Origin of the sequence: Akkermansia sp. UBA7090 (assembly GCF_002493465.1) — a bacterium.
In the GTDB taxonomy this organism is placed as follows: Bacteria; Verrucomicrobiota; Verrucomicrobiia; order Verrucomicrobiales; family Akkermansiaceae; genus Akkermansia; species Akkermansia muciniphila_A.
The window spans coordinates 89,225-113,504 of the sequence record NZ_DKYW01000008.1 but is presented as its reverse complement, the minus strand read 5'-3'; the positions used below and the strand labels follow the sequence as shown (position 1 = coordinate 113,504).

The following is a 24,280-nucleotide window of genomic DNA, read 5'->3' as shown; positions in this document are numbered from 1 at the left end:
CTAGGGAATGGATGACAGAAAAGGAAGGAAAATAACGAAAAATATAAAAATATCTAACAAATAGTTCAGCGGCGGGAAGCGCGCCGGAGAATTTCCCGTTCCTCCTCCGTCAGGCTGGACAGGCCGGACCTGGATATTTTTTCCATGATTTCATCCACTTCTTTTTCAGAGGGGCTGGCCTGCGCCGGGCGGCGGCCGGAAAGCTCAGGGGAATAGTGGAAAGAAGAGGCCGCCCTCCGTCTGGAAGAAGACAGCTTTTCCTTCCATAGAATCAGCAATGTCAGGATAAATCCGGCGAACATGCCGCCCAGGTGGCCGGCTTCCCCGCCCGCATTGTTCCATTGGAAAATAATGACGGCTGCGGCAATGCCGAGAACGGCCAGGGCAAACTGGCGCACGCTCAGATTAACCGGGGGAAACAGAAGCTGTACCCGGGCATGGGGAAAGAGCACCGCGCATGCGGCCATGATGCCATAAATGGAACCGGAGGCCCCCACCATGGGAATGAAGCGCCATTCCGGATCAAAGAATCCCATGTACCCCAGCAGGGAGGAAAACAGAGCCGCCGCCACGCCGCAAAACAGGTAATACAGCAGGAAACGCCCATGGCCGAAACGCTCCTCTACAACCGGGCCGAAAAACCACAGGGCAATCATGTTGAACATGATGTGCCCCAGATTGGCGTGAAGAAACTGGTAGGTGAACAACCGCCACAATTCCCCCTCGTGAAAACACGTATATTCGCTGTAAGCCCCGTAAAGCTGGATCAAGTCCAAATGAACGGGCGGGTAAATATTCCTTGGGATGTCCACCTGGAAGAAGAACCCCAGGATAAAGACAACTACATTGAGCAGAATCAGCCAGTGCACCATGACGGCGCTGCGCTGGTCAAACAGACGCTCCCGTACCGTATCTCCCCAGTTCTCTTTCTCCGCTCGCATATAAGGCCGCATGTAATCGCGTTCAGAGCCTTTTGACAAGGAAAATAGCTGTTCCGTTCAAGGCAGGACGACTGGCGTCCCGCATTATTTCCAGAGTGCGGCAGGCAGCAGATCCGGCGGCAGGTCCGCTCCGTGCACGAGATGCCCGGCAAGCTGGGCGGCGGACCATGGGGACGTGGTCACCCCCTTGCTGCCGAGCCCGGAGAAGACGAACTGGCCGTCCAGCCCGGGAATGGGGCCGGCGACCGGCTGGCTGCGGCGGATGATGGGGCGGACGGCGGCTCGGGCGCGGATGACGTCCATGTTCCCTGAATAGCGTTTAACCAGATCCAGCATCAATTCCTGGACGGCGGGGGCTTCCGGAATGCCGGGCGCATCCCACGCCCACGCGTAAGTGGCCCCGAAGCGCCAGAAAGAACCGTTATGAACCAGCCAGTGCCCGAAATGCAGGACGCCGGCATGCCAGTCCAGCTCTTTCAAATCCAAATCCAGAATAGTTCCTTTGGAGGGGCGCCCCTTCAGCGGAGACATGTCCGGATGGAGTCCGGCTTCCCAGCCGGTACACCAGACGATGTGGGAAAACGTGCGGCCGTTCCAGCGGAAAAGGCCGTCTGCGTCCGGCCGGATATCTGCGGGGGACACATCCGCTTCCACAAAACGGCCCTGTTCCATAAAGAACCGCCGCATGGCGGTAACCATGTTCTCCACGTGCAGCACGGCGGAGCCTCGCGTATAAGCGGCTTTCCCGCGCCCTTCCCAGTGTTCCGGCCATGGAAAAAGAGGCCCGGCATAGGCGCAGGATTCCTGAGCCGTCTGGCGTTCCTGCCAGATTTCAAACTGGTCCTCCGTCTCCACTTCACGGAAAATCGGAGTTTTCTGCCACCAGGACCCGCCCAATTCCCGTTCCGTCTCCGGGTAAAAGGCTTCTGCCGCCGCCAGGCATTCTTCCTGCCGCCATCCGGGCCGGAAGGCGCGGCCCGTCAGGGGGTTCACCAATCCGGCCGCCACCCGGGAGGCCGTTTCCGCCACGGGGCGGTCTGCGACCGTGAAATCCGCGCCGAGGCGTTTCAATTCCCACGCCAGACAGCTTCCGGCAATTCCCTGGCCAATGATAAGGATGTTCATGATAGATGGATGAAGAACCGGAAAATCCCGGAAATGAGAGAGGAAAACGGAGGGAAGGGGACATCCCTTCCCTCCGAAGGCAAGGAATGCCGCAGGGGAAGGGGCCTGCGGCACCGGAAGAATGGGGGCTCTGCTTACAGGGCGGCGATAATGGCGTCGCCCATTTCCGCCGTGTTCACGCGGATTTCTCCGGGCGCTCCCGTAGCCAGGTCGCCCGTGCGGAAGCCCTGGTCAATGACGCGGCGGACGGCGGCGTCAATGGCGTCTGCCGCGGCTTTTTCTCCCAGAGAGTAGCGCAACAGCATGGAAAGGGAAAGAATCTGGGCGATCGGGTTTGCAATGCCCTTGCCGGCAATGTCCGGGGCGGAGCCTCCGGAGGGTTCGTAAAGGCCGAAGAACAGGCCGTTGTCCTGCGCGCCCTGGCACAGGCTGGCGCTGGGAAGCATGCCCAGGGAACCGCAAATCATGGCCATTTCATCGGAAAGAATGTCGCCGAACAGGTTTTCCGTCACCAGCACGTCGAACTGGCGGGGATTGCGCACCAGCTGCATGGCGGCATTGTCCACGTACATATGCAGCAGTTCCACGTCGGGATAATCCTTGGAAACTTCAATCATCGTCTCGCGCCACAGCAGGGAATTGGTCAGCACATTGGCCTTGTCCACGCTGGTGACGCGCTTGCGGCGGCCGCGCGCGGCCTCGAACGCCACTTTGGCGATGCGCACCATCTCGCTTTTACGGTAGCGCATGGTATCCACGACGACTTCGTCGTCTCCTTCCTGTTCGCGGAAACGGGGCTGGCCGAAATACAGGCCTCCAGTCAATTCCCGGACGCATAAAATGTCGAATCCGCCTTCAATCAGTTCATTCTTGATGGGGGAGGCATGGGTCAGGGCCGGAAGGCATACGCCCGGACGCAGGTTGGCATACAAGCCGAAATGTTTTCTCAGAGGCAGCAGGGCTCCGCGTTCCGGTTGTTCATTGGCGGGAAGATGCTCCCATTTGGGACCGCCCACGGAGCCGAACAGAACGGCATCCGCCTCTTCGCAGGCGCGAATGGTTTCTTCGGGAAGGGCCTTGCCGCAGTGGTCAATGCCCGCACCCCCCACAAAAGCCTCCTTGCGGCTTACAGTGAAGCCGAACTTGCCGCTTACGGCATCCAGAACCTTCAGGGCCTCTGCCATAACCTCGGGCCCAATGCCGTCGCCGGCCAGGACAGCAATATGATGGTGATGTTCACTCATGTCGCTGAAAGTCTGGTCATTCTCCCTTCAAAGGTCAAGAAAACACCGTTGCCATGACCGCGCCGCGGAAATCTTTTTGCGTCAAAAAGCCTGCAAGAGTAAAAAAGTACTTGCCAAACGCCTGCGCCTCCAGTAAAAACCCTTCCGCGTTCCATGGAATGCAAACTCCCCTGTAGCTCAGCGGTAGAGCGGGTGACTGTTAATCACTAGGTCGTTGGTTCGAGCCCAACCGGGGGAGCCACTAATTTTCTAAGCCCTGTAATTTTAATGGATTACAGGGCTTCTTTTTTGCCTGTTTTGAGGCTGGAAGTGTAAAAAACCACGGAAAAACAGCCATAAATGCTGGCCGTATATCATTTTTTGATTCCGTTTTGGCGTAACATTGGCGTTTCAGAGAAAATCATGAAACGCCTGAAGCGCTAATCTGGCGGCATGTTTAAGGAGTGCGCCGGAGATTCATGTTCTGTTGGGATCCCGGGTTGTAACAAGGAAAAGGGGGGCTTTTCCCGGCCACGATCATTTTAAGCGGATTATCGTTTCTGCGTCTCCTATTCCGGGACCGTGTATGCCGCCGCAGCTTTGTGCATTCTGAACATGGCGGGGATGCCGTGGAGAGGGAAAGAAGGTCATGACGCCATAGGCAAGGCGTTTCGGTAATGGCGTTACTCGCTAAAAAGCGCGGGTATTTTGAGAAGAAGAGCGATGACAATAAAATTACTGAAATAATTGCAGTAAAAACATTGACCTGCCGCAATAATTCAGTAGGTTGGTATTGCTGACGGAAAATAGCGGACGATAAGATGCTGCGCGTTTGAAAACATGAAAAAACATGATGTTGCTTATTTATGCAGGAATAAAAGCGCTGCAATCCTGTTTGAAAGAACAGGGGATATCCCTATGAACTGCAGGCTTCAAGAGCGGTTTCAGGGAAAATGCATGGCTTCCGGCGACCGTATCCGGGGCGGCGTGTTCTCATCCGGCAGGGAGCTGGCGGCGGATGGCGGAAACCAGGCTTTGGAAAAATTGTGAAAACATATCTGGATAAAAATGTTTATGAGGCGGCTTTAGAACGCATTGCCTATTGTTTCCGGGAGTTTGACAATGTCCTGGTGTCCTTTTCGGGCGGCAAGGACAGCGGCGTCATGCTTAATCTCTGCTATCGTTACGCCGCCGAACAAGGCCTGCTGGACAAACTGTCCATGTACCACCTTGATTATGAGGCCCAATACCAGATGACGACCGAGTATGTGACCAGAACATTTCTGGAGCAATTCCCCGGCATCCGTAAAATGTGGTATTGTGTGCCGATCAGGGCCCAGTCCGCATGCTCCCTGGGGGAACCCTATTGGACGCCGTGGAGCGCCGCCCAAAAAAAACTGTGGGTGCGGCCCATGCCGGAGAATCCCTATGTAGTCAACGAAAAGAATCTGGACGTTCCGTTCCGGCACGGCATGGTGGACTATGAATTCCAGGATAAGCTTTCACGCCATTTTGCCAAAAAACACGGAAGCACTGCCGTCATGGTAGGGCTGCGGGCGGATGAAAGCCTCAACAGATACGCCGCCGTTGCCCGCGGCAATAAGAGGACGTCTTATGAGGGAAGGAAGTGGATTACACGGGCTGACGCCATGACCGTCAGCGCCTACCCTCTTTATGACTGGCGCGTCAGTGACGTCTGGACGGCCAACGCCCGCTTTGGTTTTGACTACAACCGCCTTTATGACCTCCTGTACCAGGCAGGCCTCACGATCGGGCAGATGCGGGTGGCGAGCCCGTTCAATGACTGCGCCCAGGAAAGCCTGAAGCTTTACAAAGTTATTGATCCTGCCAACTGGGCGCGCATGGTCGGCCGCGTCAACGGCGTCAATTTTACGGGTTTGTACGGAGGCACGACGGCCATGGGCTGGAAAACCATCAAACTGCCGCCCGGCCATACCTGGAAGTCCTATTATGAATTCCTGCTTTCTACAATGAACAGGAAAACGGCGGAACACTACAACAACATTTTGGAAAGGTCCAAAAAGTACTGGATGAAAGGGGGCACCGTCGATCCCGGAACTGCCGATGAAGTGCTGGCCGCCTATCCGCTGGCGACCGTGACGGGAAAGTCGGGCCGTTACGTCGACCGCGACGTCGTCCGGTTCATGGGCTACCCTGACGACATGCCGGTCAGCAATTTCCGGCAGGTGCCTTCCTACAAGCGTATGTGCATCTGCATCATGAAGAACGACTACTTTTGCAAGTACGCCGGGTTCGGCCCAACCAAGGGAGCGATTGCCCGGCGCCGGGCCGCCGTCAATAAATATCGCAACATTTTATGAAAAGCTCCTATCAATCCCCCGTTTACCAAATCCGGCGCGTTCCTCTGGACCAGATACGTTCCAACGCTTACAATCCGAACAGCGTGGCGCCCCCCGAAATGAAGCTGCTCTACCAGAGCATCAAGGAGGACGGCTATACGATGCCCATTGTCTGCTATAAGCTGGAGGACGGGACCTATGAAATCGTGGACGGTTTCCACCGCTGCCAGATTATGAAAACCTACCGCGATATTTACGAACGGGAGGGCGGCATGATGCCGGTGGCCGTAATCGACAAGCCTCTTGGAAACCGCATGGCTTCCACCATCAGGCACAACCGTGCCCGGGGATCTCATAATATCGCCCTCATGACCAGTATTATCCAGGAGTTGACGGAGGCGGGCATGTCAGATGCGTGGATACTTAAAAACCTGGGAATGGACGCGGAAGAATTGCTGCGCCTCAAGCAGCTCAGCGGGATTGCCTCCCTGTTCCGGGAGGGGGAATTCAGCCAGGCATGGGAATCGAAATAATATCGCCCCGGAATCCATGAATCAATATGTCGCTCAACTTCTGGAAGCCGTTCAGAAGAAAACGGGCTGTGACACGAGCGGAGCCGTGCGCTGGCTGGCGAAGCAGGCCGGAGTATCGGAAAGAACGGCGTGGTACTGGAAACAGCAGGAGAAATTGAGAAAGGCAACGGAAAAGAATCTCGGCAGAATAGCAGAAGAATTGAAGAAATGAGTAAGATGATTCATCCCATGCCGTTGAATGCTGCAGGGCGTCCGGTTCTCCTTGCTGAACTTGCAGTCCATTCCCCATGGCCGCATGGTTGATTGCCTGTGGATGCCGGAGAGGTTTCCCTTCGTTCCCGGCCGCATGAACAGTGCGGGAACAGTTCCTCTAAAGAATAGTTGCGGCCTGATATTTTTTAGATTATATCATTTTTCATGAAATGGCTTTTGGTTTTCCTGATAAGTCCCTGCATGGTTTTTGCCGAAAGTATGAGGGGAGTCGTGATTAACGTGATTGACGGCGACACGGTCATCCTTCTGGAAAAGACGCCTGAACAAATGCGTACGCATCGGATACGGCTTGAGGGAATTGATACGCCGGAAAGGGGGCAGGACGGGTATGAAGGCGCCAAGGAATACCTGGAAAAGCTGATTTGGGGAGAGACGGTTACAGTCCGGTATACCGGGAATGACAGGTACGGCCGTATTTTAGGGGAAATATGGCATGGAAAAATGTTCGTCAACGAAGAGATGGTAAAGGAAGGATGGGCGTGGATTTATAAAAATTTTTCCGCCAGCCGGAAGCTCGTTTCTCTTGAAAGGGATGCCAGAAAGGCCCAAAAAGGCATCTGGTCTGACCCGAATCCCATATCTCCGTGGGAATGGAAAGCAGCAAAAAGAAAGGAAAAATCTGACAGAAAAAACACCGGGGAAATTTCTTATTAAGCCGTTTTCCGTGAAAACGGTCCCGTTAATAATGCTGCTGAACAGGGAATGTTCAATAAGCAGGAACAACGGGCGTTTTTAACGGCGGGCGTGGTTCAGGAGCGTTTCCGTTGTGTCCCGCCCGTCTGCGCCGGTTCAAAGATGGCGGGAAGGGGAGTGTTTGCCCCGGAGCCTTGCCGGAGCCATGTTTCAGGGTTGGCGCGGTAAGGCAGGAGATAGTCCACAGCTTTCTGGATGGAAGCACCGGCGGGCGTTTTCCGGTAACGGTAGTTTTTGTCGCCCATGCGTTCTGCAAGATGCACCAGGTATCCCCGTGCTAAAACCTCCGGAATGCCATTACCTGCTATTCAAGCAGGAATCTTTTTCCGGGATAACCGGGAAATGGAGCCATGCCCTGATTTCTTTGCAGAGCCGTTTCCGGCCGCTTTCCCGGTTATCCGGAGGTGTGGCCTGCGGATAGGGATTCCGCATCAGGCCAGATGCATGCCGCCGGTAACGCCAAAGACCTCCGCAGTAATGAAGCTGGATTCCTGGGAGGCGAGAAAGACGTACAGTCCGGAGAGCTCTACAGGCTGGCCTGCCCTTCTGAGGGGCGTTTTCCGTCCGAATTCCGGCAGGTCTTTCTGCAGCTGGCCTCCGGTTACTTGCAAAGCTGTCCAGATGGGGCCGGGAGCCACCACATTGACCCGGATGCCTTTGGGAGCGACCTGCTTGGCCAGGGCGCGGCTGAACGCGATGATAGCCGCTTTCGTGGAGGCATAGTCCACCAGGTTCTTGCCGGGCTGGTAGGCCTGGATGGATGAGCAGGTAATGATGCTCGTCCCCGGCTTGAGATGCGGAAGGGCTTCCCTGGCAATCCAGAACAGAGAGAACACATTTACTTCAAATGTCTTGGTTAATTGTTCCGTGGTAATGTCACGAATATCTTCCACCGCCACTTGCTTGCCTGCTGCCAGGGCCATGATGTCCAGCCCGCCAAGTTTTTCCAGGGCATCCCTGACGAGTTTTTTACAAAAGGCTTCATCGCTGAGGTCTCCCGGCAGCAGGACGGCCTTCCGGCCCTCCTTTCTGATGAGTTCCGCCACTTCTTCGGCATCGCTTTGTTCTTCAGGAAGATAGTTCAAGGCTACGTCGGCTCCTTCGCGTGCGTAGGCAATAGCCGCCGCCCGGCCTATACCCGAATCTCCCCCTGTGACCAGGGCTTTTCGGCCACGGAGCCTGTTGCAGCCATGGTAGCTCTGTTCCCCGGAATCCGGCACGGGTTTCATTTCGGATTGCAGGCCGGGGGCTTTCTGCTGTTGTTGTTCATATCCTTCCTGGCGGAATTCGCCGCGCGGGTCCTGTATTTTATTAATGTCTTCTGTGTTCATTTTATCATCAGTTATATTTTGGGACGGAGTTGACGGAAGGGGAAAAGCGCTGCCATGCGGGAAATGACCGGCAGCATTTTTTCCCGGCATTCTTCATTTCCTATCCGTGATGACCTGGATTCGAACGGCCTGTTCAGGGGAAGACATGTTTTTATTTCAATATGTCATTGATATTTATTTATATAGGAATTTTATGCATGTTGTTTTTATAGACCGGAGAAAGATGTTTGATTTTCAGATTTTTTGAATCTGGTTGAATTTCCCAATCCGCCTTAAAGAAAAACATCCTTGGGATGCTTGATAATTTTCGAATAATTAAATTTCTTTTTAAAAGCGGAAAAACGGAATGAAAGAAAACGGAATCAGTTTTCCTCCTGTTCCAGTTTCACTTTCCTGGCCAGGATTTTTTTCATGACGGCACGGCGATCTCTTTCCGGTATTTCAACGGGATTGCCGCGATAGTCGCCGGTCATGGCGGCCAGGGCCCCTCCTACATGGCGCATATTGAAAATCGGCAGTTTCCAGGTGGAAGGCTTTTCCGGATCGGGAACGTAGGCAAAGTCGGAAGCGGGATGTTCCTCTCCGTCCACTTTTTTCATTTTGGATTCATGGTTGCGGTCCATGAGTAATGGACAACCGCCTTTGCCGGCCATGGTGGAAAAGCCCCGGGATAAGACACGGAAATCCGCCCGTCCAGCAGTAATCAATCTGGGAAGGCATTTTATTTCTGGTTGATTTCTTTTTCCCGCAGAGCGTGCCGGCGCCCCCCATTTTCCGCTTCCGCGTTTTACCCTTTACAAGAGGGCTGTGATAGATAAGCATATTTTCATTAATTTATAATTATTCTTATTTATGGAAAATACATATCATCATACCCGGCTCCCGGAAGGGCGCATTCCCGCCCTGCGCGTGGAACCCATGCCTGCGGACACCAATCAAAGCGGGGAAGTATTCGGCGGCTGGGTGATGAGCCAGGTGGACCTGGCGGGAGCCAATACCGCTATGCGTTATGCGTTAAGCCGCTATATCGTGACGCGTGCGGTAAGCAGCCTGACGTTTGAAGCTCCCGTGCTGGTGGGCGACGTCGTTTCCTTTTATGCGGAGATTATCAGGGTGGGCCGCACTTCCATTACCGTGAAGGTGGAGGTGTACGCGGAACGCCTGACGAAGCTCTGCAATAACATTGCCAAGATTACAGAGGCGGAGCTGGTTTATGTAGCCCTGGGGGAGGATAAGAAACCGATTACTCTGGAAGAGTCCCGCGCCCGGTTTGCGCAGTGCTGTTCCCTTGAGGCGGAAGGCCCCTCTTCCTGTTCCTGAACAGGGGCGGAGGTTTTCCCCTTCAGGCTGCTTTTCTGCGTTTGCGGGTGATTCCCTTGTCTTTGTCCACCAGGGCGAAGATGAAGGAGCTGGCCGCGGCAATGGCGCCGATGGTGGCGAAAGTGGCATGAAAGGCGGCTTCCACAGCTTTCCCGGAGGTAGCCGCATGGCCGCCGAAACTGTCCAGCAGCAGGGAAGCCACGGCAATACTGACAGCAATGGAGAGCTGCATGATTGTGGAAAGCAGGGAGTTTCCGCTGCTGGCGTCTGCATTGGGAAGGTCAATCAGCGTCAGAGTGTTCATGCAGGTGAACTGAATGGAGTTGGCCCCGCCCAGCATTGCGAGCATGCCCAGAAGAATGAGCTCATGGGTTTCGGGGCCTGCAAAATGGAAGGAGGCCAGCAGAACGCCTATGGTAAAGGTATTGACGACCATGATGTTCCGGTAACCAAATTTCCCGAGCAGACGCGGCGCAACCGTTTTTGCCAGTAAATTGCTCAGGGCCAGCGGAATCAGGGACAGGCCGGATTGAAGGGCGGAATAACCGAGCACCACCTGAAAGAAAAGCGGGATCAGATACGGCAGACAGCTTCCGCCCAGGCGGCAGACGATGTTGCCGGCGATTCCGATGGCAAAGTTTCTGATGCGGAACAGAGCCGGGCTGAAGATGGGGGCTTTTGAACGGAACGCCAGCGTCCAGTACAGAAGCTGGAGAATGCCTCCGGCTGACGTGAGGATGGCCATGCGCGTCTTATCGGTTACGCCTCCCGCGGAGGAGAGGCCCATTGTAGCCAGCACGGCGGAGGAGGAGAAGAGGAAGAACCCCCGCCAGTCGAATTTTTGTTCCCGAACCGCTTTCAGGTCCGGCATCAGCTTCCGGGTGGCCCACAGGCCCGCCATGCCAACCGGGATGTTGATCAGGAATATCCAGTGCCAGGAAGCGTACTGCGCGATGATGCCGCCCAGCACCGGCCCCAGAAGGGGACCCAGCAGCGCAGGAATCGTCACAATGTTCAGGACATTGACGAACATGGAACGGGGATAGGAGCGCAGGACGACAAGGCGCCCGACGGGCATCAGGAAGGCGCCTCCTATTCCCTGGATGACGCGGCATGCCGTCATCATGGGAATGGAGGTGGAAAGGGCGCACAGGAGGGACCCCGCAGAAAAAACAGAGATGGCCAGCAGGAAAGTACGGCGGGAGCCCAGCTTGTCGGAGATCCATCCGGAGGCCGGTATCAGGACGCAGACGGTGAGCGTATAGGCCGTTACCAGGGAGTGGAGTTGCAGCGGATGGCTGTTGAAGCTGCGGGCAATGGTGGGAATGGCCGTGTTCAGGATGGTGGCATCCAGCATCTGCATAAAGAATGCCGATGCCACAAGAAAGGGCAGGTAGCGCAGAGCTTTGAAGGATGTCGGCAGTTTTTCCATGAAAGACCGCCGGCAGTATCCGGCCTGGCTCCATCCGGGGCAAGGCAGATGTTTGTTCCGCTTTACGCCCCGGGTTCCGGGGGGCGTCGCTTCAGCACGCGTTTGGAGAGCCATGCGCGCACGGGCTCGTCATAAAGCTTCAGGCACCCGCAGGCTACGGCAATGCAGAGGAGTAAGACGCCAGCCGCCACGGGGAGCGCACGGGAAAGAGGGACTTCCGCGTCGTGAACCCAGGCCAGGTAGAGATATACGATAGGATAGTGGGTGATATAAAGGGGATAGGAGATGTTTCCCAAAAACCGGCTGGCTCGGGCGGAAATGTCTCCGGGGATGTCGCTGGCCCCGAGGAAGATTACCGCGGGAAAGATGACGATGATGCAGAAGGCGTCATACAGGCCGTTCAGGCGGAAATTTTCCGCGCCTCCTACATGGGGAGCCGCCAGCGCCCCCACCAGAAGCAGGCTGCACCACCAGAAACCATGCCTGATCCGTCCCGGTTTGCACAGGCGGAACAGGAGCAGGCCGCCGAAGAAGGGGAACATGAGCCGTGTGAGCCCCACACGGCACTGTTCCGCATCCAGAGTCCAGCCGCCGATGTTGTTGCCCTGCGTGTAGCACTGGTGAATGAGGGCGCAGCCCGCCAGAAAGACCAGGACCGCCAGCCATCTGCTGGTAAACTTTCTGATGAGCACGGCGTAAAGGATGTTGGCGACGTATTCGAAGAAGAGGGACCAGGCCGGACCGTTCAGCGGGTGCATTTCCGACCATCCGCGCACATCCAGGGAAACGGGAACGGGCAGCAGCGTGAATCCCACGGTCATGACCAGCAGCATTTTCCATACGGGGGTTTGCGCGAGGTTCGGGAAGATTTCAGAACCCTGGAAGTAAAAGAGGATTCCCCCCAACAGCATTCCCATGACCACCATGGGTTGAAGGCGCACCAGCCGCCGCTTGCAGAAGTTCCACAGGGTCATGTTTCCCCAGCGATCGTCATAGGCGTATCCGATGACGAAGCCGGACAGCATGAAGAAGAAGTCCACGGACAGATAACCGTGGTTGATGATCTGGTCCGTATGGAACTGGAGGTCCCTGGCGCTGCCTTCAAACATGTGGAACAGAACCACCATGACAGCGGCCACCCCGCGGAGACCGTCCAGAGCGGCGTAGTGCGGTTTGGAAGCCGGGAAGGAGGCAGGGGACGGAGTGCTCATAGTGTATAATACGGCGGGAAATGGCGGCGCTTGCATAAAAAGACTGCCGCCTTTCCCCGGATTTCTCCTTCTGCCCGGCAGAAGGAGGATGAGAAAGTTCCGTATTTCCGTGAAATACCCGCCGGACACGTTCAGCGTGACTGGAGCGTGACGCAGTTGATCAGAGGTTTGCCTTCCAGAAAATCCCGGATGTTGCGCAGGGTGACTTCCGCAATATTGTGCAGGGCTTCTTTCGTGAAAAAGCCCTGGTGGGAAGTCAGGATAACGTTGTTGAAGGAAAGAAGGCGGGCCAGGGTGTCGTCATCAATGATTTTGTCAGATTTGTCTTCGTAGAAATATTCTCCCTCTTCTTCGTACACGTCCAGTCCGGCAGACCCCACTTTTTTTGATTTCAGGCCGTCAATCAGCATTTCCGTGTTAATCAGCTTGCCGCGTCCCGTGTTGATGATCATCACTCCATCCTTCATTTTTCCGATGGAATCCGTATTGATCAGGTGTTCCGTTTCCGGAGTAAGGGGGCAGTGCAGGGAGATGATATCGGACCGGGCGTACAGATCGTTCAGGGTGGTGTACGTAATGCCGGCTTCTTCCGCAAAGCGCCGGTCAGGGTACGGGTCATAGGCCAGGATGTTCATTCCGAAGCCTTTGAGAATGCGGATGAGGATTCTGGCGATTTTTCCAGTTCCGATGATGCCGGCCGTTTTTCCATTCATGTCAAAGCCCATCAGGCCGTGAAGAGAAAAATTGCCGTCCCTGGTGCGCCAGTAGGCGCGGTGTATTTTGCGGTTCAGGGAAAGCATCAGGGCCACGGCATGTTCCGCTACCGCATAGGGAGAATATTGGGGCACCCGCACGACGGGCAGTCCCGCTTCTTCCGCCGCTTTCAGATCCACATTATTGAATCCGGCGCAACGCAGAGCCAGCAATTTGACGCCGTTTTTCTTCAGGTTCCGTATTACTTCCCGGTTTGCCGTGTCGTTGACGAAAATGCACGCTACGTCCGTACCGTGGGTCAGGGGCACGCTGTCCGGAGTGAGATGCCCCTTGAAGTAACGGATGTCGTAATGAAATTCGCGTTCATTGACAGAATTGAAGGAATCCCGGTCGTAGGGCTTGGCGTCAAAGAACGCAATGCGGCAGGAATGGCCGGTCATAGGAAAGGATAGTGAGGTTATTCCGTAGGCGTTTTTTTCTTTGCGCTTCCCTGGCCGGCGACGGCCGCCATGCGTTTGCGGATTTCTTCCGGGTCCCCAAGAAAGTAGTCTTTTCCCAGGTTCAGGGAGTCGTCAAATTCAAATACATAGGGGGTGGCGGTAGGAAGATTCAGGGAAAGAAGCTGTTCGTCAGGAATGTTTTTCAAATATTTGATCATGCCCCGCAACGTGTTGCCGTGGGCTACGATCAGGATATTGTCCAGCGTCCGGAGAGAAGGAAGAACGGTTCCTTTCCAGTAGGGCATCATGCGGTCAATAGTTTCTTTCAGTGATTCCGTTCGCGGAAGTTCGCTGTCCGGCACTCCCTTGTAGCGGGGATCCCATTTGGGGTTGGAGGGATTGTCCTCCGCCAGGGGAGGAGGCGCCACGTCATAACTGCGCCTCCAGATCAGTACCTGTTCGTCTCCGTATTTTTGGGCCGTTTCACTTTTATTCAGGCCCTGGAGCATGCCGTAGTGCTTTTCATTCAGCCTCCAGCTTTTGGAGACGGGCAGCCAGTCCTGGTCCAAACGGTCCAGCACGCAGTTGAGCGTTTTCACGGCCCTCTTAAGATAAGAGGTGTAGGCATGGTCAAAGGCCATTCCCCTGTCTTTCAGAAGGTCGCCCGCGCGGTTGGCTTCCTGTATTCCCAATTCCGTCAGGTCCACGTCCGTCCATCCGGTGAATCTGTTTTCACGGTTCCACGTGCTTTCTCCATGGCGCAGAAGGACAATTGTTTTCATATTGATAAATTTAGACAGGCGCCCTCCGGTTTTCGCACAAAGGAATGAGGATACATGACATGATCACATTCCACGGAACGGAAGGCATTCGTGCCGTCCGGCCCCGTCAGATTTCTGGCGGAGGGGAAGGGCATTCCGCAGATTCGGAGAAGAGAGAAAAATTGTTATTGGCAACCGTCTTCAAATGAATTAACTGTTCAATATGATGAAGCAATATGGTTTCAGTTGGTCTGCCGCCCTGATGGCCGTCGGAGTGGGAGCATTGGCATGGGCCGGCCCTGAGGCTGTCCAGAATGTACAGAAACCCGCTCTTTCCGGAGGAACCCCCGTTGTATTCGGGTTCGGCGGGGAAGGGAACCAGGAGTTCATGCTGAACGGAAAACCATTCCAGATCCGCGGCGCGGAGATGCATCCCCAGCGCATTCCCCGTGAATACTGGAGGCACCGCATCAGGACCGCCAAGGCCATGGGGCTGAATACGATTGCATTTTACGTGTTCTGGAATGACCATGAGCAACCGGACGGCAGCTTTGACTTTAAGACGGGGAACCGGGATCTGGAAGGGTTTCTCAAGTTATGCCAGGAGGAAGGCATGTGGGTTTTGTTCCGTCCCGGCCCCTATGCGTGCGGGGAATGGGACCTGGGAGGGCTGCCTCATTATTTGCTGAAGGATCCCAAGGCCAAATTGAGAACTACGGAAGACGCCAAATTCATGAAGGCGCAGACGCGTTATCTGGAGGCCGTGGCCCGTGTGGCGGAACCTTTTTTAGCCAAAAACGGGGGGCCCATTCTGATGACCCAGCTTGAAAACGAATACGGGAGCTACCAGCGGAAAGACCGCAAGTATATGGAATGGCTGAAGTCGTTCTGGAGCAGGAAGGGTTTTGGCCCCTTTTACACATCCGACGGCGCGGGAGAGCATTTTCTGAAAGGGGTGGTGCTTCCGGACGTGGCCGTAGGGCTGGATCCGGGGTTGAATGACGGCCATTGGAAGGTGGCTAATAAATGCAATCCGGGAGTTCCCGTTTTTTCCTCGGAAACGTATCCGGGCTGGCTGCGGCACTGGGGGGAGGGGAATTGGGCCCCCACCCCTGGCGTTGTCAACCATGTCCGCTGGTTTATGGACAAGGGACGCTCCTTCAGCTTGTTCGTTTTCCATGGAGGCACCAATTTCGGATTCTCGGCCGGAGCCAACAACGGAGGGCCGGGAAAATACCAGCCGGACCTGACGAGTTATGATTACGGTTCTCCCGTGGATGAGCAGGGGCGGATGAATGAATATTATGCCCAGATGCGGGAAATCATCTTGGAAAAGTTGCCCCCCGAAGCCGCGGTGCCGGAACCTCCCGCAGACATTCCGGCCATGGAAATTCCGGAGTTCACGCCCGCAGTGCATGCCGGCCTTTGGGAGAACCTGCCCAAGCCTTTCCGGAGCAAGTTCCCGCAGCCTCCCTATTTCGAACAGTGGAATCAGAATCAGGGCATTGCCGTTTACAGCACTGCCGTTCCGGCAGGACCGCCTGAAACGCTGGAATTCGCCAATGTTAATGACTATGCCCAGGTATATCTGGACGGGGAGCTGGTCGGCACGCTGGACCGGCGGCTGGGGCAGAAGAGTGTGAAGCTGCCGGAGCGCAGGAAGCCGGGAACGCTGGAAATTCTGGTGGAGGCCATGGGGCATATCAATTTCCATATCAGCATGGAGAGTGACCGCAAGGGGGTGTACGGCCCTGTGAAGCTGGGAACGCGCGAGTTAAAGAACTGGACGGTGAGGGCGCTTCCCCTGAAAGCCGACTCCATTGTGCGTGCTCCCAAAGGAAAGGGGCCTTCCCAGAAACGGGAAGGAGCGCATTTCCGGGCCGTCGTGAATATTGAAGAGCCTCAGGACACGTTTCTGGACATGTCCCGCTATGTCAAGGGGTATGTATGGGTGAACGGAATCAACGTGGGACGGTATTGGAATGTGGGCCCTCAATTAAGGCTGTATGTTCCGGCTCCATTCCTGAAAAAAGGGGAGAATGTGATTGATATTCTGGACCTGCATGAAAAGGAACCCAAACCTGTCCGCGGCATGAAGGAACGCAACAAGGAACCCGGAAAGATAAATACCAAAAATCTGGATAACCAGTGGTAAAGCCGCCGGGCTTTCTGCCTACGATGCTGAAAAGGCTGTTTCCATGAAATCGCTTCATGGGAGTGGCCCGGGTGTCAGATGCCCTGAGCCTGCTGTTTTTTCCGGAATTCCTCCTTGAATGCCTGCCAGTCCGTATTTTTGATCAGTTCCGCGAGGTTGGAGTAGTAGGACTGGTGGTGTCCGAAGCGTTCATCCATCAGTTCTTCAAGCGCCTTTTCCGATGTCCAGTTCTGCATGACGATGCGGTAGGCTGCACAGACAATGCCGGTGCGGTCGGAGCCGTGCCAGCAATGCACCAAAATGGGTTTGGGAGCGCTGCTGATGATCAGCAGGCAGTCCATGAGTTCTTTCCGGGTTACTTTTCCTGCCGCCAGTCTCATGCGGTACAGGCGCAATCCGGTATGTTCCGCCTTGCCGGCGTCGTTGTGGTATTCCCGCAGGTTCAGGACAGATTTGAGCCCCAGTTTTTCCAGGGCCTTGAACCCGTCGTTGCCGGGCTGTCCGGAACGATACAGCTTCGGGCTGAGGCGGTAACAGTTTGGGACGTTTTTTACCTGTATGGGAGCGGCGGATTCCATCATAGTTTCCGCACAGGCAAGGGGAAGGGCCGCCGCCAGAATAGCCAGTATCGCAGTATTCCGGTTCATGGATTTTTTCAGGAATCGGCCGGATAGCCGACGCTCTGGGCGTACAGGACTTTTTTGAGAACGGGGAGTTTCAGGCACTTTTGGATATAGTTGGCGTCAATCATGGCGCGGAAAACGGTGCCAAGCCCTTCGGAAGCGCAGAAAAGGTAAACATTTTCTCCAATGAATCCCGCATCCGTGCAGGCCGTAATCAGTTTTTTCCTGGCATCAAAATCTCCCGGCTGTTTGGACTGATCTACTACATAGACCAGGTTTAACGGCGCGGTAGCCGCGAATTCCTGTGTGCCCGTAGCGGCCCGCATGTCGCTCTGAACCACTTGCTTCAGCTGGTGGGTTTTCGGCTTGTAAAGATAGGCGCCCTGCGGCAGGACGACATAGATTTCTATTTCGTTGGAATTCCGGGAGGACGGCGCCGTACGGTAGTCGGGATCATCCCGGTTGACGCCTTGCGCAGCCCAGAGCAGGGAAGAGAGGACTTCCACCGGGATGGGTTTGTCTGCAAAGGATCTGGTGGAATGCCGTTCTTGAAGAACCTGCATGAGGGGTTTTCCTCCCTTTTTATCTGGCGGAGGCAACACGATGTCGCTGCAGAGGGCCGTTCCGGAGAAAAGGCTTCCCGAAATGACGGCCAGAAACGGGCTGAGGTGAAAGAAAGTTTTCATAGGCAATGGGAAAAAACAGATGGCGGTTAGGAATAATCAGCAGGATGCTTGTATTTTTCTCATGTTTTTGGAAACATGAAGGAGATTGATACTATAAAATGGCTATAAAAATACAAGAAAAAACACTTTGTTTTGATTCTTAAAGTGTTTTGGAGAACGAACCTTCTGCAAAAGACCATTGTTTCAAGTTGACCTCGGAAAGGTATTGCGCTTTTATGTTACGCGGAACAGGGGATAAGGCGTCTCATTCCCCCTGCTCAATTTGTTCCAACGCGTTCAAGCTGCATTTCATGAATTCTGTCAATTCTCCGCGACCCGGTTTTCCCAGGCATAAAAAATCTTCTTCCAGGGGAATTATGATGATGATCGTCCTGGTGTTGGCCCTTGCCGCCGGCGGAGTGGCTTACCACCGGGTTTCCGTTCAACGTAAGGCCGCCGCCGCTGAGCTGGCGGCCAGAAAAGAGGCGGAAGCGAAAGCGGCGCGTGTACGGAAAGCCGCGGAATTGGAAGCGGCGCGCAAGAAAGCGGAGGAACAAGCGCGCGCCGAGGCGGAGGAAAAAGCCCGTCTTGAGGCGGAACGCCTGGCTGCTGAGGAAGCCGCCGGAAAACGGCAGAAAAAGGAGCCGGAGATGGTGGAGCCTGCCCCTGAGGCGCCGAAGGAAGAGCCCGTGGTCCAGGAGGAGGATCCGCGGCTGGAGATTTTTAAGAAGCCTGTTCTTCTGGTCAGTCTTAAGGCCAATAACGCCGCCAACAGGAAGTTGTTTACGGATGCCTTCCATTTGGCTCTCGAAACGGGCCGTTATGATTTGTACGCCGATTTCCTGCGCTCCAATCTGGAACGGGATGCCGTGAAAGTCATCAAATTCGGCAAATTTGACGCGTCCATGTACGATCAAAGCCCGTACCTCATGCGCGCCAATGAGCTGTACCAGCTCATCAGCAAAGTGGGAGCGGACACCATCCGGGAACAAATCAAGGAGGGTTCCCCCAGGTATTTCTATCCATGGCTTTTTTCGGACCCTTCCGATCCCCTGAGACTTTTCCTGCGCACGATGGCGCGGGAGCAGACACCCGGGGGGGAGTGGGGAGGAATTCTGAGGAAGTGGGCGGAGTTCTGGATGAAAACCTCCGCCATGCCCCGGAGCAGGTATTCCGCCCTGGCACTGGCCTGCGCCATGCTGGATCCCCGCATCGCTTCCAGCCCATCCAGGCTGAGGGCGTCTTCTTCTACCAGTATTTCCACCACGCCTTTGACGCTGGAACAGGTATTCGAATACTTCATGGAGATGGATGAAGCCCGTGAACTTCTCACGGACATTACCAAATTGAGCCCTTCCGAGCTGTTGTTTGTAGTGGATGTGCGACTGCCGAGGTCAGAGATGGATTGGGCGCGCAAAAAAGTGCGCCTTACCCGGAAAGGCTGGGGAGGGGCCTATTCCATGATCCGTTACCGGATGGACCGCGCCGCGCTGGGCAAGGATCCATATACGCATTATACCTTCCAGGAGATTCTGGATGAAGGCGGCATTTGCATGGATCAAGCTTATTTTGCAGTGAATACCGCCAAATGCAACGGCATCCCCTCCGCTTATGTTACCGGGGACGGCAACCGCGGGCCGCATGCCTGGGTCAATCTGCTGACGACGGATGAAACCTGGCAGTCTTACGGCGGGTATGGATATAATACGGGGCATTTTTCCCATCCGCACAACTGCAAGTCAAAGCATGAATCCACTCTTCTCCAGGGTATGGACAAGAAGGTGAATGGCGTCCGGCTGGATACTGCCCTGGATTATCTTTCCCTGGCGGATTTGTTTGAGGAAACGCGGAAGCCGGATTGCGCCCGGGTGATGCTGGAAGCCGCTACGCAGGCCGCTCCCGGCAGCCCTCTGGGCTGGGAACGCCTGATTGCCCTGATGAGCCGCCCGGAGAGCGGCACGAAGCTGGAGGAATGGGAGGAGCTGGTGACCATGATCAAGCGCAAGTTCCGTTCCCGTCCAGATTATCTGGAAATGGCCTCCCGAGTGGAAGATGAGTATATTTTCCCCATGAGGGACGCTTCCACCAACAAGCGCCATGTTGCCCGCGACCTGAAGAAGCTGGAAAAGGAGACGGACGAGGGGCGCAGCGACCTGACTTCCGCCGCCATCAAGCGGCAGGCGGATCTCCTGATGGAAAACGGGGACAAGGCCGGGGTTGCTGCCCTGTACCGGAAGTCCATGAAGGATTATGCGCGCCGCGCGGAAGTGTTTGAAGCGCTGATGGGGCAATATTACGAGTATGTTTCCCAGGACCAGGAGGCCGTGCTTCAGATGGCCAGGGAGGCGGAGTCTTTCTACAACCGCTCTATCCGGACGAAATCAGGCGATTATTTCAAGATAAAGAAGGAAGTCGCCATCCAGCGGAGGATAGCCGGGTATTATGAAAAAGGGGGTAATGAGAAAAAAGCCGCCTCCCTGCGCAAGGATGCGGACAAGCGGGAGAAGAACAGCAAGAAAGGCATCCGGGAAGAGAATTAGTGCGGCGGAGTCTGCGGCCTTTCATTTTCGCGTGGGCGCGGCCGTGTTCGTTTCCGGCTGCGGCATTCCAGAGGAATGAACGTTTTTAGGCTGGAATGCTGTCTTATCTTCAATTAATACATGACTTATATGGCAAGAGAACCTTACGCGAACTTCTGGCCCAAAGTGGCGGATACCGCTTTTGTCGCGGAAAGCGCTGATTTGATTGGAGATGTTACCATTGGAGAACATGCCAGCATCTGGTACCATACCACGCTGCGCGCGGATATCAATAAGATCGTCATTGGTGATTACTCCAATATCCAGGACAATAGCTGCATCCACCTGGCAGACGATTTTGGCTGCTATGTAGGCAAGTACGTAACCGTAGGCCACGGCGTGATTCTGCACGCCTGCACGGTGGAAGATAATTGCCTGATCGGCATGGGGTCCATCATTCTGGATGGAGCGGTCATCGGCCGGGGGTCTGTGGTGGGAGCGGGCGCTCTCATTACCAAAGGTACCGTCATCCCCCCCAATTCCCTGGTGCTGGGTTCTCCTGCCAAGGTGGTGAAGGATCTGGGGCCGGAATCCGCGGATAATAACCACAAATGGGCGGAAAAATACGTCAAGGTGGCTGCCCGCTATACGGAACGGGTCATTAATCCTGGTTTTTAACATGTGATTTCCGCCCGCCATGCCGGATGACCATCTGATTACCCTGGAACCTTACGCCCTGCTCTACACCCGGGCCGGGGCGGGTGTGTGCCTGCGTGATCCGCTGACCGGCAAGGTGGGCGTCATTTTCATGGAGCTGCCAGACGGCATGGCCCTGGAACGCTGCCTGAACGGGGAACGCCCGGTACGGCCGGACACGTCTTCCCTGCTGGCTCACTTTTTATCCTCTATGGAATGCCGGGTGAGGCTGGTGCTTATCAACGGCCGCAAGGATGAAGTCTTTTACGCCCGCGTGACCATAGAGGCCGCCAATGAGGTGATGGACAAGCTGGTGGAGCTGGACGCCCGCCCTTCGGACGCCCTGATGATCGCCGCCCGGTTTGGAACCGGAATCAAGATTGTTCCCTCCGTATGGGAGAGCATGGAGAATATTCTGCCCCAGCTGGAACAACTGGATGCGGATTCCCCGGACAGCCGCGCTCCGGTATATTTGGGAGATTCGTAAAACTTGCCCTTTCCTCCCTTTTGTTCCTGCATCCGCTTTTCTTCCGGCGGCACGGCTGTCGCCTATGGGGTTCCTGCTTCCGGAAGGACCTACTTTTTATAAAAAAAACTTGCTAAGGCACGGGAATCCCTATACATTCGCCGCACATCACTTCAAGTGGGTAGATTCCCGAGCGGTCAAAGGGGGCAGACTGTAAATCTGTTAGCATTTGCTTTCGAAGGTTCGAATCCTTCTCTACCCACCACTTTTCATTTTATGGCGCGTTCTTTCGGAGAGCGCGTTTTTTATTGTTTCTTCAGCCTCCTGATGCTGGGAAAGGAAAGAAGGAGCGGGGTTCTCCGAGCAGGATGCCTAAAGCGTTTTTTCTGACGGACGCCGACGGAGAGATGGTCTGATGAATGACTTGTTCAGCCTATCGACAAGACATGCGGGACGTGTTAGATATCCCCCCTTGCCGTTTTTTCATTCCTGCCGTTTACTGTTATGTTGACCACGCTTCTCATTCTGGGAGTATCCGCCGTTTTATTTGTCCAGGGGAGGGTCCGTTCCGATCTTGTCGCGCTGTGTTCCCTTCTCTGCCTGATGATGTTCGGGATTTTGAGCCCGGAGCAGGCGCTTTCCGGCTTTTCCAATTCCATTGTGGTGATGATGGTGGGGCTTTTCGTGGTGGGAGGCGCCATTTTCCGGACGGGCCTGGCCAAGATGATGGGCGGCAGAATCATGAAGCTGGCCGGCAGGAGCGAGTTGCGCCTGCTGGTGCTGACCATGCTTGTTACGGCCGGCATAGGCGCTTTTGTCAGCAATACGGGGACCGTGGCGCTGATGCTGCCTATTCTGGTGAGCCTGGCTGCAGACGGAGGCATCCAGACGAGCCGCCTGCTCATGCCCATGGCGTTCGCCAGCAGTATGGGCGGCATGCTGACGCTGATCGGCACGCCTCCCAACCTTGTCGTCAACAACCAGCTTCAGGAGGCCGGGATGGAGGGGCTGGGCTTTTTTTCGTTCACCCCCATCGGCCTCGTTTGCATCGTGACGGGCATTCTGGCTCTGATTCCCCTCAGCAGGAAGTTTCTGGGTCGCCATGACGACAGGGCGGAAGACGAGGCCAAGGGGAAATCCCTCAGCCAGCTGATAGATGAGTACCAGATTATTAATAATCTTTACCGCCTCCGGGTGCTGGAGGATTCCCCTCTGACGGAACATCCTCTGCACGATCTTCAGATACCGGACCTTTACCGCGTGAATATTGTGGAGGTGCGCCGCAGGCATTCCGGCCGGCATTCCTTCCTGCAGACGGTCAGCCAGACCATGGCGGGTTCAGATACGAGGGTGGCCCGGGGCGACGTCATTTATGTAATGGGGGAGTTTGAGGACGTAGCCCGTTTTGCCCGAGAATATGGGGTGGAGATGATTAACCGGAAGACGTCGGAAGATACGGATTCCCTGTTGAAAAGCAAGTTGAAGTTTGACGAGATAGGCATTGCGGAAATGCTGCTCATGCGGAACTCGGATCTGATCAACATGCCCGTGAAGTCTTCGGGGCTGCGCGCCAAGTACGGGGTCAATATTCTGGCCATCCAGCGGGACAATCATTACATTTTCCATAATTTGAAGGATGTGAAGCTCCAGTACGGAGATACGCTGCTGGTTCAGGGAACCTGGACGGATATTGCTCGCCTGAGTGAGAAAACTTTTGAATGGGTCGTGGTGGGCCAGCCTCTGGCAGAGGCCTCCAAGGTGACCCTGACGCATAAGGCCCCCCCTGGCCGCAGGCATTATGCTGCTGATGATTGCGGCCATGGTGTTTAACTGGGTGCCTGCTGTGGCGGCGGTGCTGGTTGCCGCTGTCCTGATGGTGTTGTGCGGCTGCCTGCGCAATGTGGAGGAGGCGTACCGGACGATCAACTGGGAGAGCATTGTCCTGATTGCCGCCATGCTGCCGATGTCCGTAGCGCTGGAGAAGACGGGAGCCTCGGAGGCTATTTCCCATGGGCTGGTGGCCGGGCTGGGGGGATTCGGGCCGTTTGCCCTGATGGCGGGCGTTTATTTCACGGCTTCCCTGCTGACCATGTTTATCAGCAATACGGCTACGGCGGTGCTTCTGGCGCCTATCGCCCTGCAATCCGCGGCGAGTATGGGCATCAGCCCCTATCCGCTGCTGCTGGCGGTTTCCGTAGGCACCAGCATGTGTTTTGCCTCTCCCTTTTCCACGCCGCCCAATGCCCTGGTCATGCCGGCGGGGAAATATACGTTCATGGATTACGTGAAAGTGGGCGTTCCCCTGCAGGTGATTATGGGGCTGGTCATGGTCGTGGTGATTCCGCTGTTTTTCCCGTTCGGGAAGGCTTGACCGGGGGGAGTTCACGCGGCGGAAAAGGGGCATCGCCGGGTAATTTGCATGTATTGCTAAAAAAAGAGAGACAACCGGCACGTGCGGGAGTAGAAAAGGATTATTCAAAAACCCCATTTAATCATGAAGTATTTGCTTATTGTTCTGGCCGTTGCGTTCGCCATGCCTTCCATGGCGGAGGAAGACGCTCCCAAGAGAATGACTTCTGCGGAGAAGAAAGCCGCTCTCCTTGAAAAATATGATATTAACAAGGATGGCAAGCTGGATTCCGAAGAGAAGGCCAAGATGAAGGAAGACCTGAAGAAGCAGCGGGAGGAGGAACGGGCCAAGAGGCACGCTTCCCGCAGAGCGGATTAAGTTTTTTCCGTTTTAATGGCCTGTTTCCCGTCCGGTTTGAATCGGTTTCAGACCGGGCTGGGCCGTTCCGTCTGCCGCAAGGCAGTTGGCGGAATATTGGCCGCCCATTC

22 protein-coding genes, 2 tRNA genes and 1 pseudogene are annotated in these 24,280 nt (G+C 55.3%); 13 read left to right on the top strand and 12 right to left on the bottom strand.

The features are described from left to right. Positions 1-65 precede the first annotated feature (65 nt). The 3 genes from B3075_RS02735 to leuB form a co-directional block, all read right to left on the bottom strand. Positions 66-941: a rhomboid family intramembrane serine protease gene (locus B3075_RS02735; protein WP_179218440.1), complete on the bottom strand. Its 876-nt coding sequence runs from the start codon at positions 939-941 to the stop codon at positions 66-68. 84 nt (positions 942-1,025) lie between these two features. After that, the gene (locus B3075_RS02730; protein WP_143245655.1) at positions 1,026-2,066 is read right to left on the bottom strand and encodes an NAD(P)/FAD-dependent oxidoreductase; all 1,041 of its coding nucleotides are present in this window, start codon (positions 2,064-2,066) and stop codon (positions 1,026-1,028) included. A gap of 134 nt (positions 2,067-2,200) precedes the next feature. Next, the gene (gene leuB, locus B3075_RS02725; RefSeq protein WP_094136681.1) at positions 2,201-3,310 is read right to left on the bottom strand and encodes a 3-isopropylmalate dehydrogenase; all 1,110 of its coding nucleotides are present in this window, start codon (positions 3,308-3,310) and stop codon (positions 2,201-2,203) included. A 166-nt stretch (positions 3,311-3,476) separates the two neighbouring features. Here leuB and B3075_RS02720 point away from each other — a divergent pair. The 5 genes from B3075_RS02720 (at position 3,477) to B3075_RS02700 (ending at position 7,070) form a co-directional block, all read left to right on the top strand. Then, positions 3,477-3,551: transfer RNA gene (locus B3075_RS02720), tRNA-Asn, on the top strand. 784 nt (positions 3,552-4,335) lie between these two features. Continuing rightward, positions 4,336-5,631, top strand: coding sequence for a phosphoadenosine phosphosulfate reductase (locus B3075_RS02715; protein WP_290489371.1), 1,296 nt, complete (start codon positions 4,336-4,338; stop codon positions 5,629-5,631). After that, a complete protein-coding gene (locus tag B3075_RS02710; RefSeq protein ID WP_094136684.1) occupies positions 5,628-6,143 on the top strand; it encodes an IbrB-like domain-containing protein in 516 nt (171 codons plus the stop codon). Before B3075_RS02715 ends, B3075_RS02710 begins: the two co-directional genes overlap by 4 nt. A 16-nt stretch (positions 6,144-6,159) precedes the next feature. Beyond that, entirely contained in the window at positions 6,160-6,354 is a 195-nt protein-coding gene (locus tag B3075_RS02705) for a hypothetical protein (protein WP_094136685.1), read from the top strand. A gap of 206 nt (positions 6,355-6,560) precedes the next feature. After that, positions 6,561-7,070: a thermonuclease family protein gene (locus tag B3075_RS02700; RefSeq protein WP_290489374.1), complete on the top strand. Its 510-nt coding sequence runs from the start codon at positions 6,561-6,563 to the stop codon at positions 7,068-7,070. A gap of 95 nt (positions 7,071-7,165) precedes the next feature. Here B3075_RS02700 and B3075_RS02695 read toward each other — a convergent pair whose 3' ends face one another. The 3 genes from B3075_RS02695 to B3075_RS02685 form a co-directional block, all read right to left on the bottom strand. After that, positions 7,166-7,372 (bottom strand): alginate lyase family protein, encoded by a 207-nt coding sequence (locus B3075_RS02695; RefSeq protein WP_290489376.1) that lies wholly within the window; start codon positions 7,370-7,372, stop codon positions 7,166-7,168. Between the two features lie 168 nt (positions 7,373-7,540). After that, a complete protein-coding gene (locus B3075_RS02690) occupies positions 7,541-8,440 on the bottom strand; it encodes an SDR family oxidoreductase (RefSeq protein ID WP_094136688.1) in 900 nt (299 codons plus the stop codon). A gap of 362 nt (positions 8,441-8,802) precedes the next feature. Next, positions 8,803-9,063, bottom strand: a complete 261-nt coding sequence (locus B3075_RS02685; protein WP_290489378.1) for a hypothetical protein — start codon at positions 9,061-9,063, stop codon at positions 8,803-8,805. Between the two features lie 229 nt (positions 9,064-9,292). Here B3075_RS02685 and B3075_RS02680 point away from each other — a divergent pair, with 229 nt between their 5' ends. Further along, positions 9,293-9,760, top strand: coding sequence for an acyl-CoA thioesterase (locus B3075_RS02680; protein WP_290489380.1), 468 nt, complete (start codon positions 9,293-9,295; stop codon positions 9,758-9,760). Positions 9,761-9,782: 22 nt separating this feature from the next. On the opposite strand, the gene B3075_RS02675 is transcribed toward B3075_RS02680, so the two are convergent. From B3075_RS02675 to gpmA, 4 genes are all read right to left on the bottom strand, one after another. Then, a complete protein-coding gene (locus B3075_RS02675) occupies positions 9,783-11,192 on the bottom strand; it encodes a DHA2 family efflux MFS transporter permease subunit (RefSeq protein ID WP_290489382.1) in 1,410 nt (469 codons plus the stop codon). A gap of 62 nt (positions 11,193-11,254) precedes the next feature. Then, positions 11,255-12,403, bottom strand: a complete 1,149-nt coding sequence (locus B3075_RS02670; protein ID WP_290489384.1) for an acyltransferase family protein — start codon at positions 12,401-12,403, stop codon at positions 11,255-11,257. Positions 12,404-12,534: 131 nt separating this feature from the next. Then, positions 12,535-13,557, bottom strand: coding sequence for a 2-hydroxyacid dehydrogenase (locus tag B3075_RS02665; protein WP_290489386.1), 1,023 nt, complete (start codon positions 13,555-13,557; stop codon positions 12,535-12,537). 17 nt (positions 13,558-13,574) lie between these two features. Further along, on the bottom strand, positions 13,575-14,339 hold the full coding sequence (gene gpmA / locus B3075_RS02660; RefSeq protein ID WP_290489387.1) for a 2,3-diphosphoglycerate-dependent phosphoglycerate mutase: 765 nt from the start codon (positions 14,337-14,339) through the stop codon (positions 13,575-13,577). Positions 14,340-14,541: 202 nt separating this feature from the next. Here gpmA and B3075_RS02655 point away from each other — a divergent pair, with 202 nt between their 5' ends. Then, entirely contained in the window at positions 14,542-16,473 is a 1,932-nt protein-coding gene (locus B3075_RS02655; RefSeq protein WP_290489389.1) for a beta-galactosidase, read from the top strand. 74 nt (positions 16,474-16,547) lie between these two features. Here the strand turns inward: B3075_RS02655 and B3075_RS02650 are convergent, their stop codons facing one another. Both B3075_RS02650 and B3075_RS02645 read right to left on the bottom strand, forming a co-directional pair. Then, complete coding sequence (locus B3075_RS02650) at positions 16,548-17,120, bottom strand: tyrosine-protein phosphatase (protein ID WP_094136694.1); 573 nt, start codon at positions 17,118-17,120, stop codon at positions 16,548-16,550. 8 nt (positions 17,121-17,128) lie between these two features. Then, the gene (locus B3075_RS02645) at positions 17,129-17,782 is read right to left on the bottom strand and encodes a nitroreductase family protein (protein ID WP_290489391.1); all 654 of its coding nucleotides are present in this window, start codon (positions 17,780-17,782) and stop codon (positions 17,129-17,131) included. 356 nt (positions 17,783-18,138) lie between these two features. On the opposite strand from B3075_RS02645, the gene B3075_RS02640 reads away from it, so the two are divergent. From B3075_RS02640 to B3075_RS02610, 6 genes and pseudogenes are all read left to right on the top strand, one after another. Next, positions 18,139-20,301 (top strand): hypothetical protein, encoded by a 2,163-nt coding sequence (locus tag B3075_RS02640; protein ID WP_290489393.1) that lies wholly within the window; start codon positions 18,139-18,141, stop codon positions 20,299-20,301. Positions 20,302-20,430: 129 nt separating this feature from the next. After that, complete coding sequence (locus tag B3075_RS02635; RefSeq protein WP_256943566.1) at positions 20,431-20,958, top strand: gamma carbonic anhydrase family protein; 528 nt, start codon at positions 20,431-20,433, stop codon at positions 20,956-20,958. 19 nt (positions 20,959-20,977) lie between these two features. After that, the gene (locus tag B3075_RS02630) at positions 20,978-21,463 is read left to right on the top strand and encodes a bifunctional nuclease family protein (protein WP_094136698.1); all 486 of its coding nucleotides are present in this window, start codon (positions 20,978-20,980) and stop codon (positions 21,461-21,463) included. A 158-nt stretch (positions 21,464-21,621) separates the two neighbouring features. Beyond that, positions 21,622-21,707 (top strand) — tRNA-Tyr (locus B3075_RS02625). Positions 21,708-21,946: 239 nt separating this feature from the next. Then, positions 21,947-23,813 (top strand): annotated as a pseudogene (locus B3075_RS02620) (SLC13 family permease). Positions 23,814-23,936: 123 nt separating this feature from the next. Beyond that, positions 23,937-24,170 carry a hypothetical protein gene (locus tag B3075_RS02610; RefSeq protein ID WP_094136700.1) on the top strand — a complete coding sequence of 78 codons (234 nt, stop codon included), beginning with the start codon at positions 23,937-23,939 and terminating at the stop codon, positions 24,168-24,170. Positions 24,171-24,280: the final 110 nt, after the last annotated feature.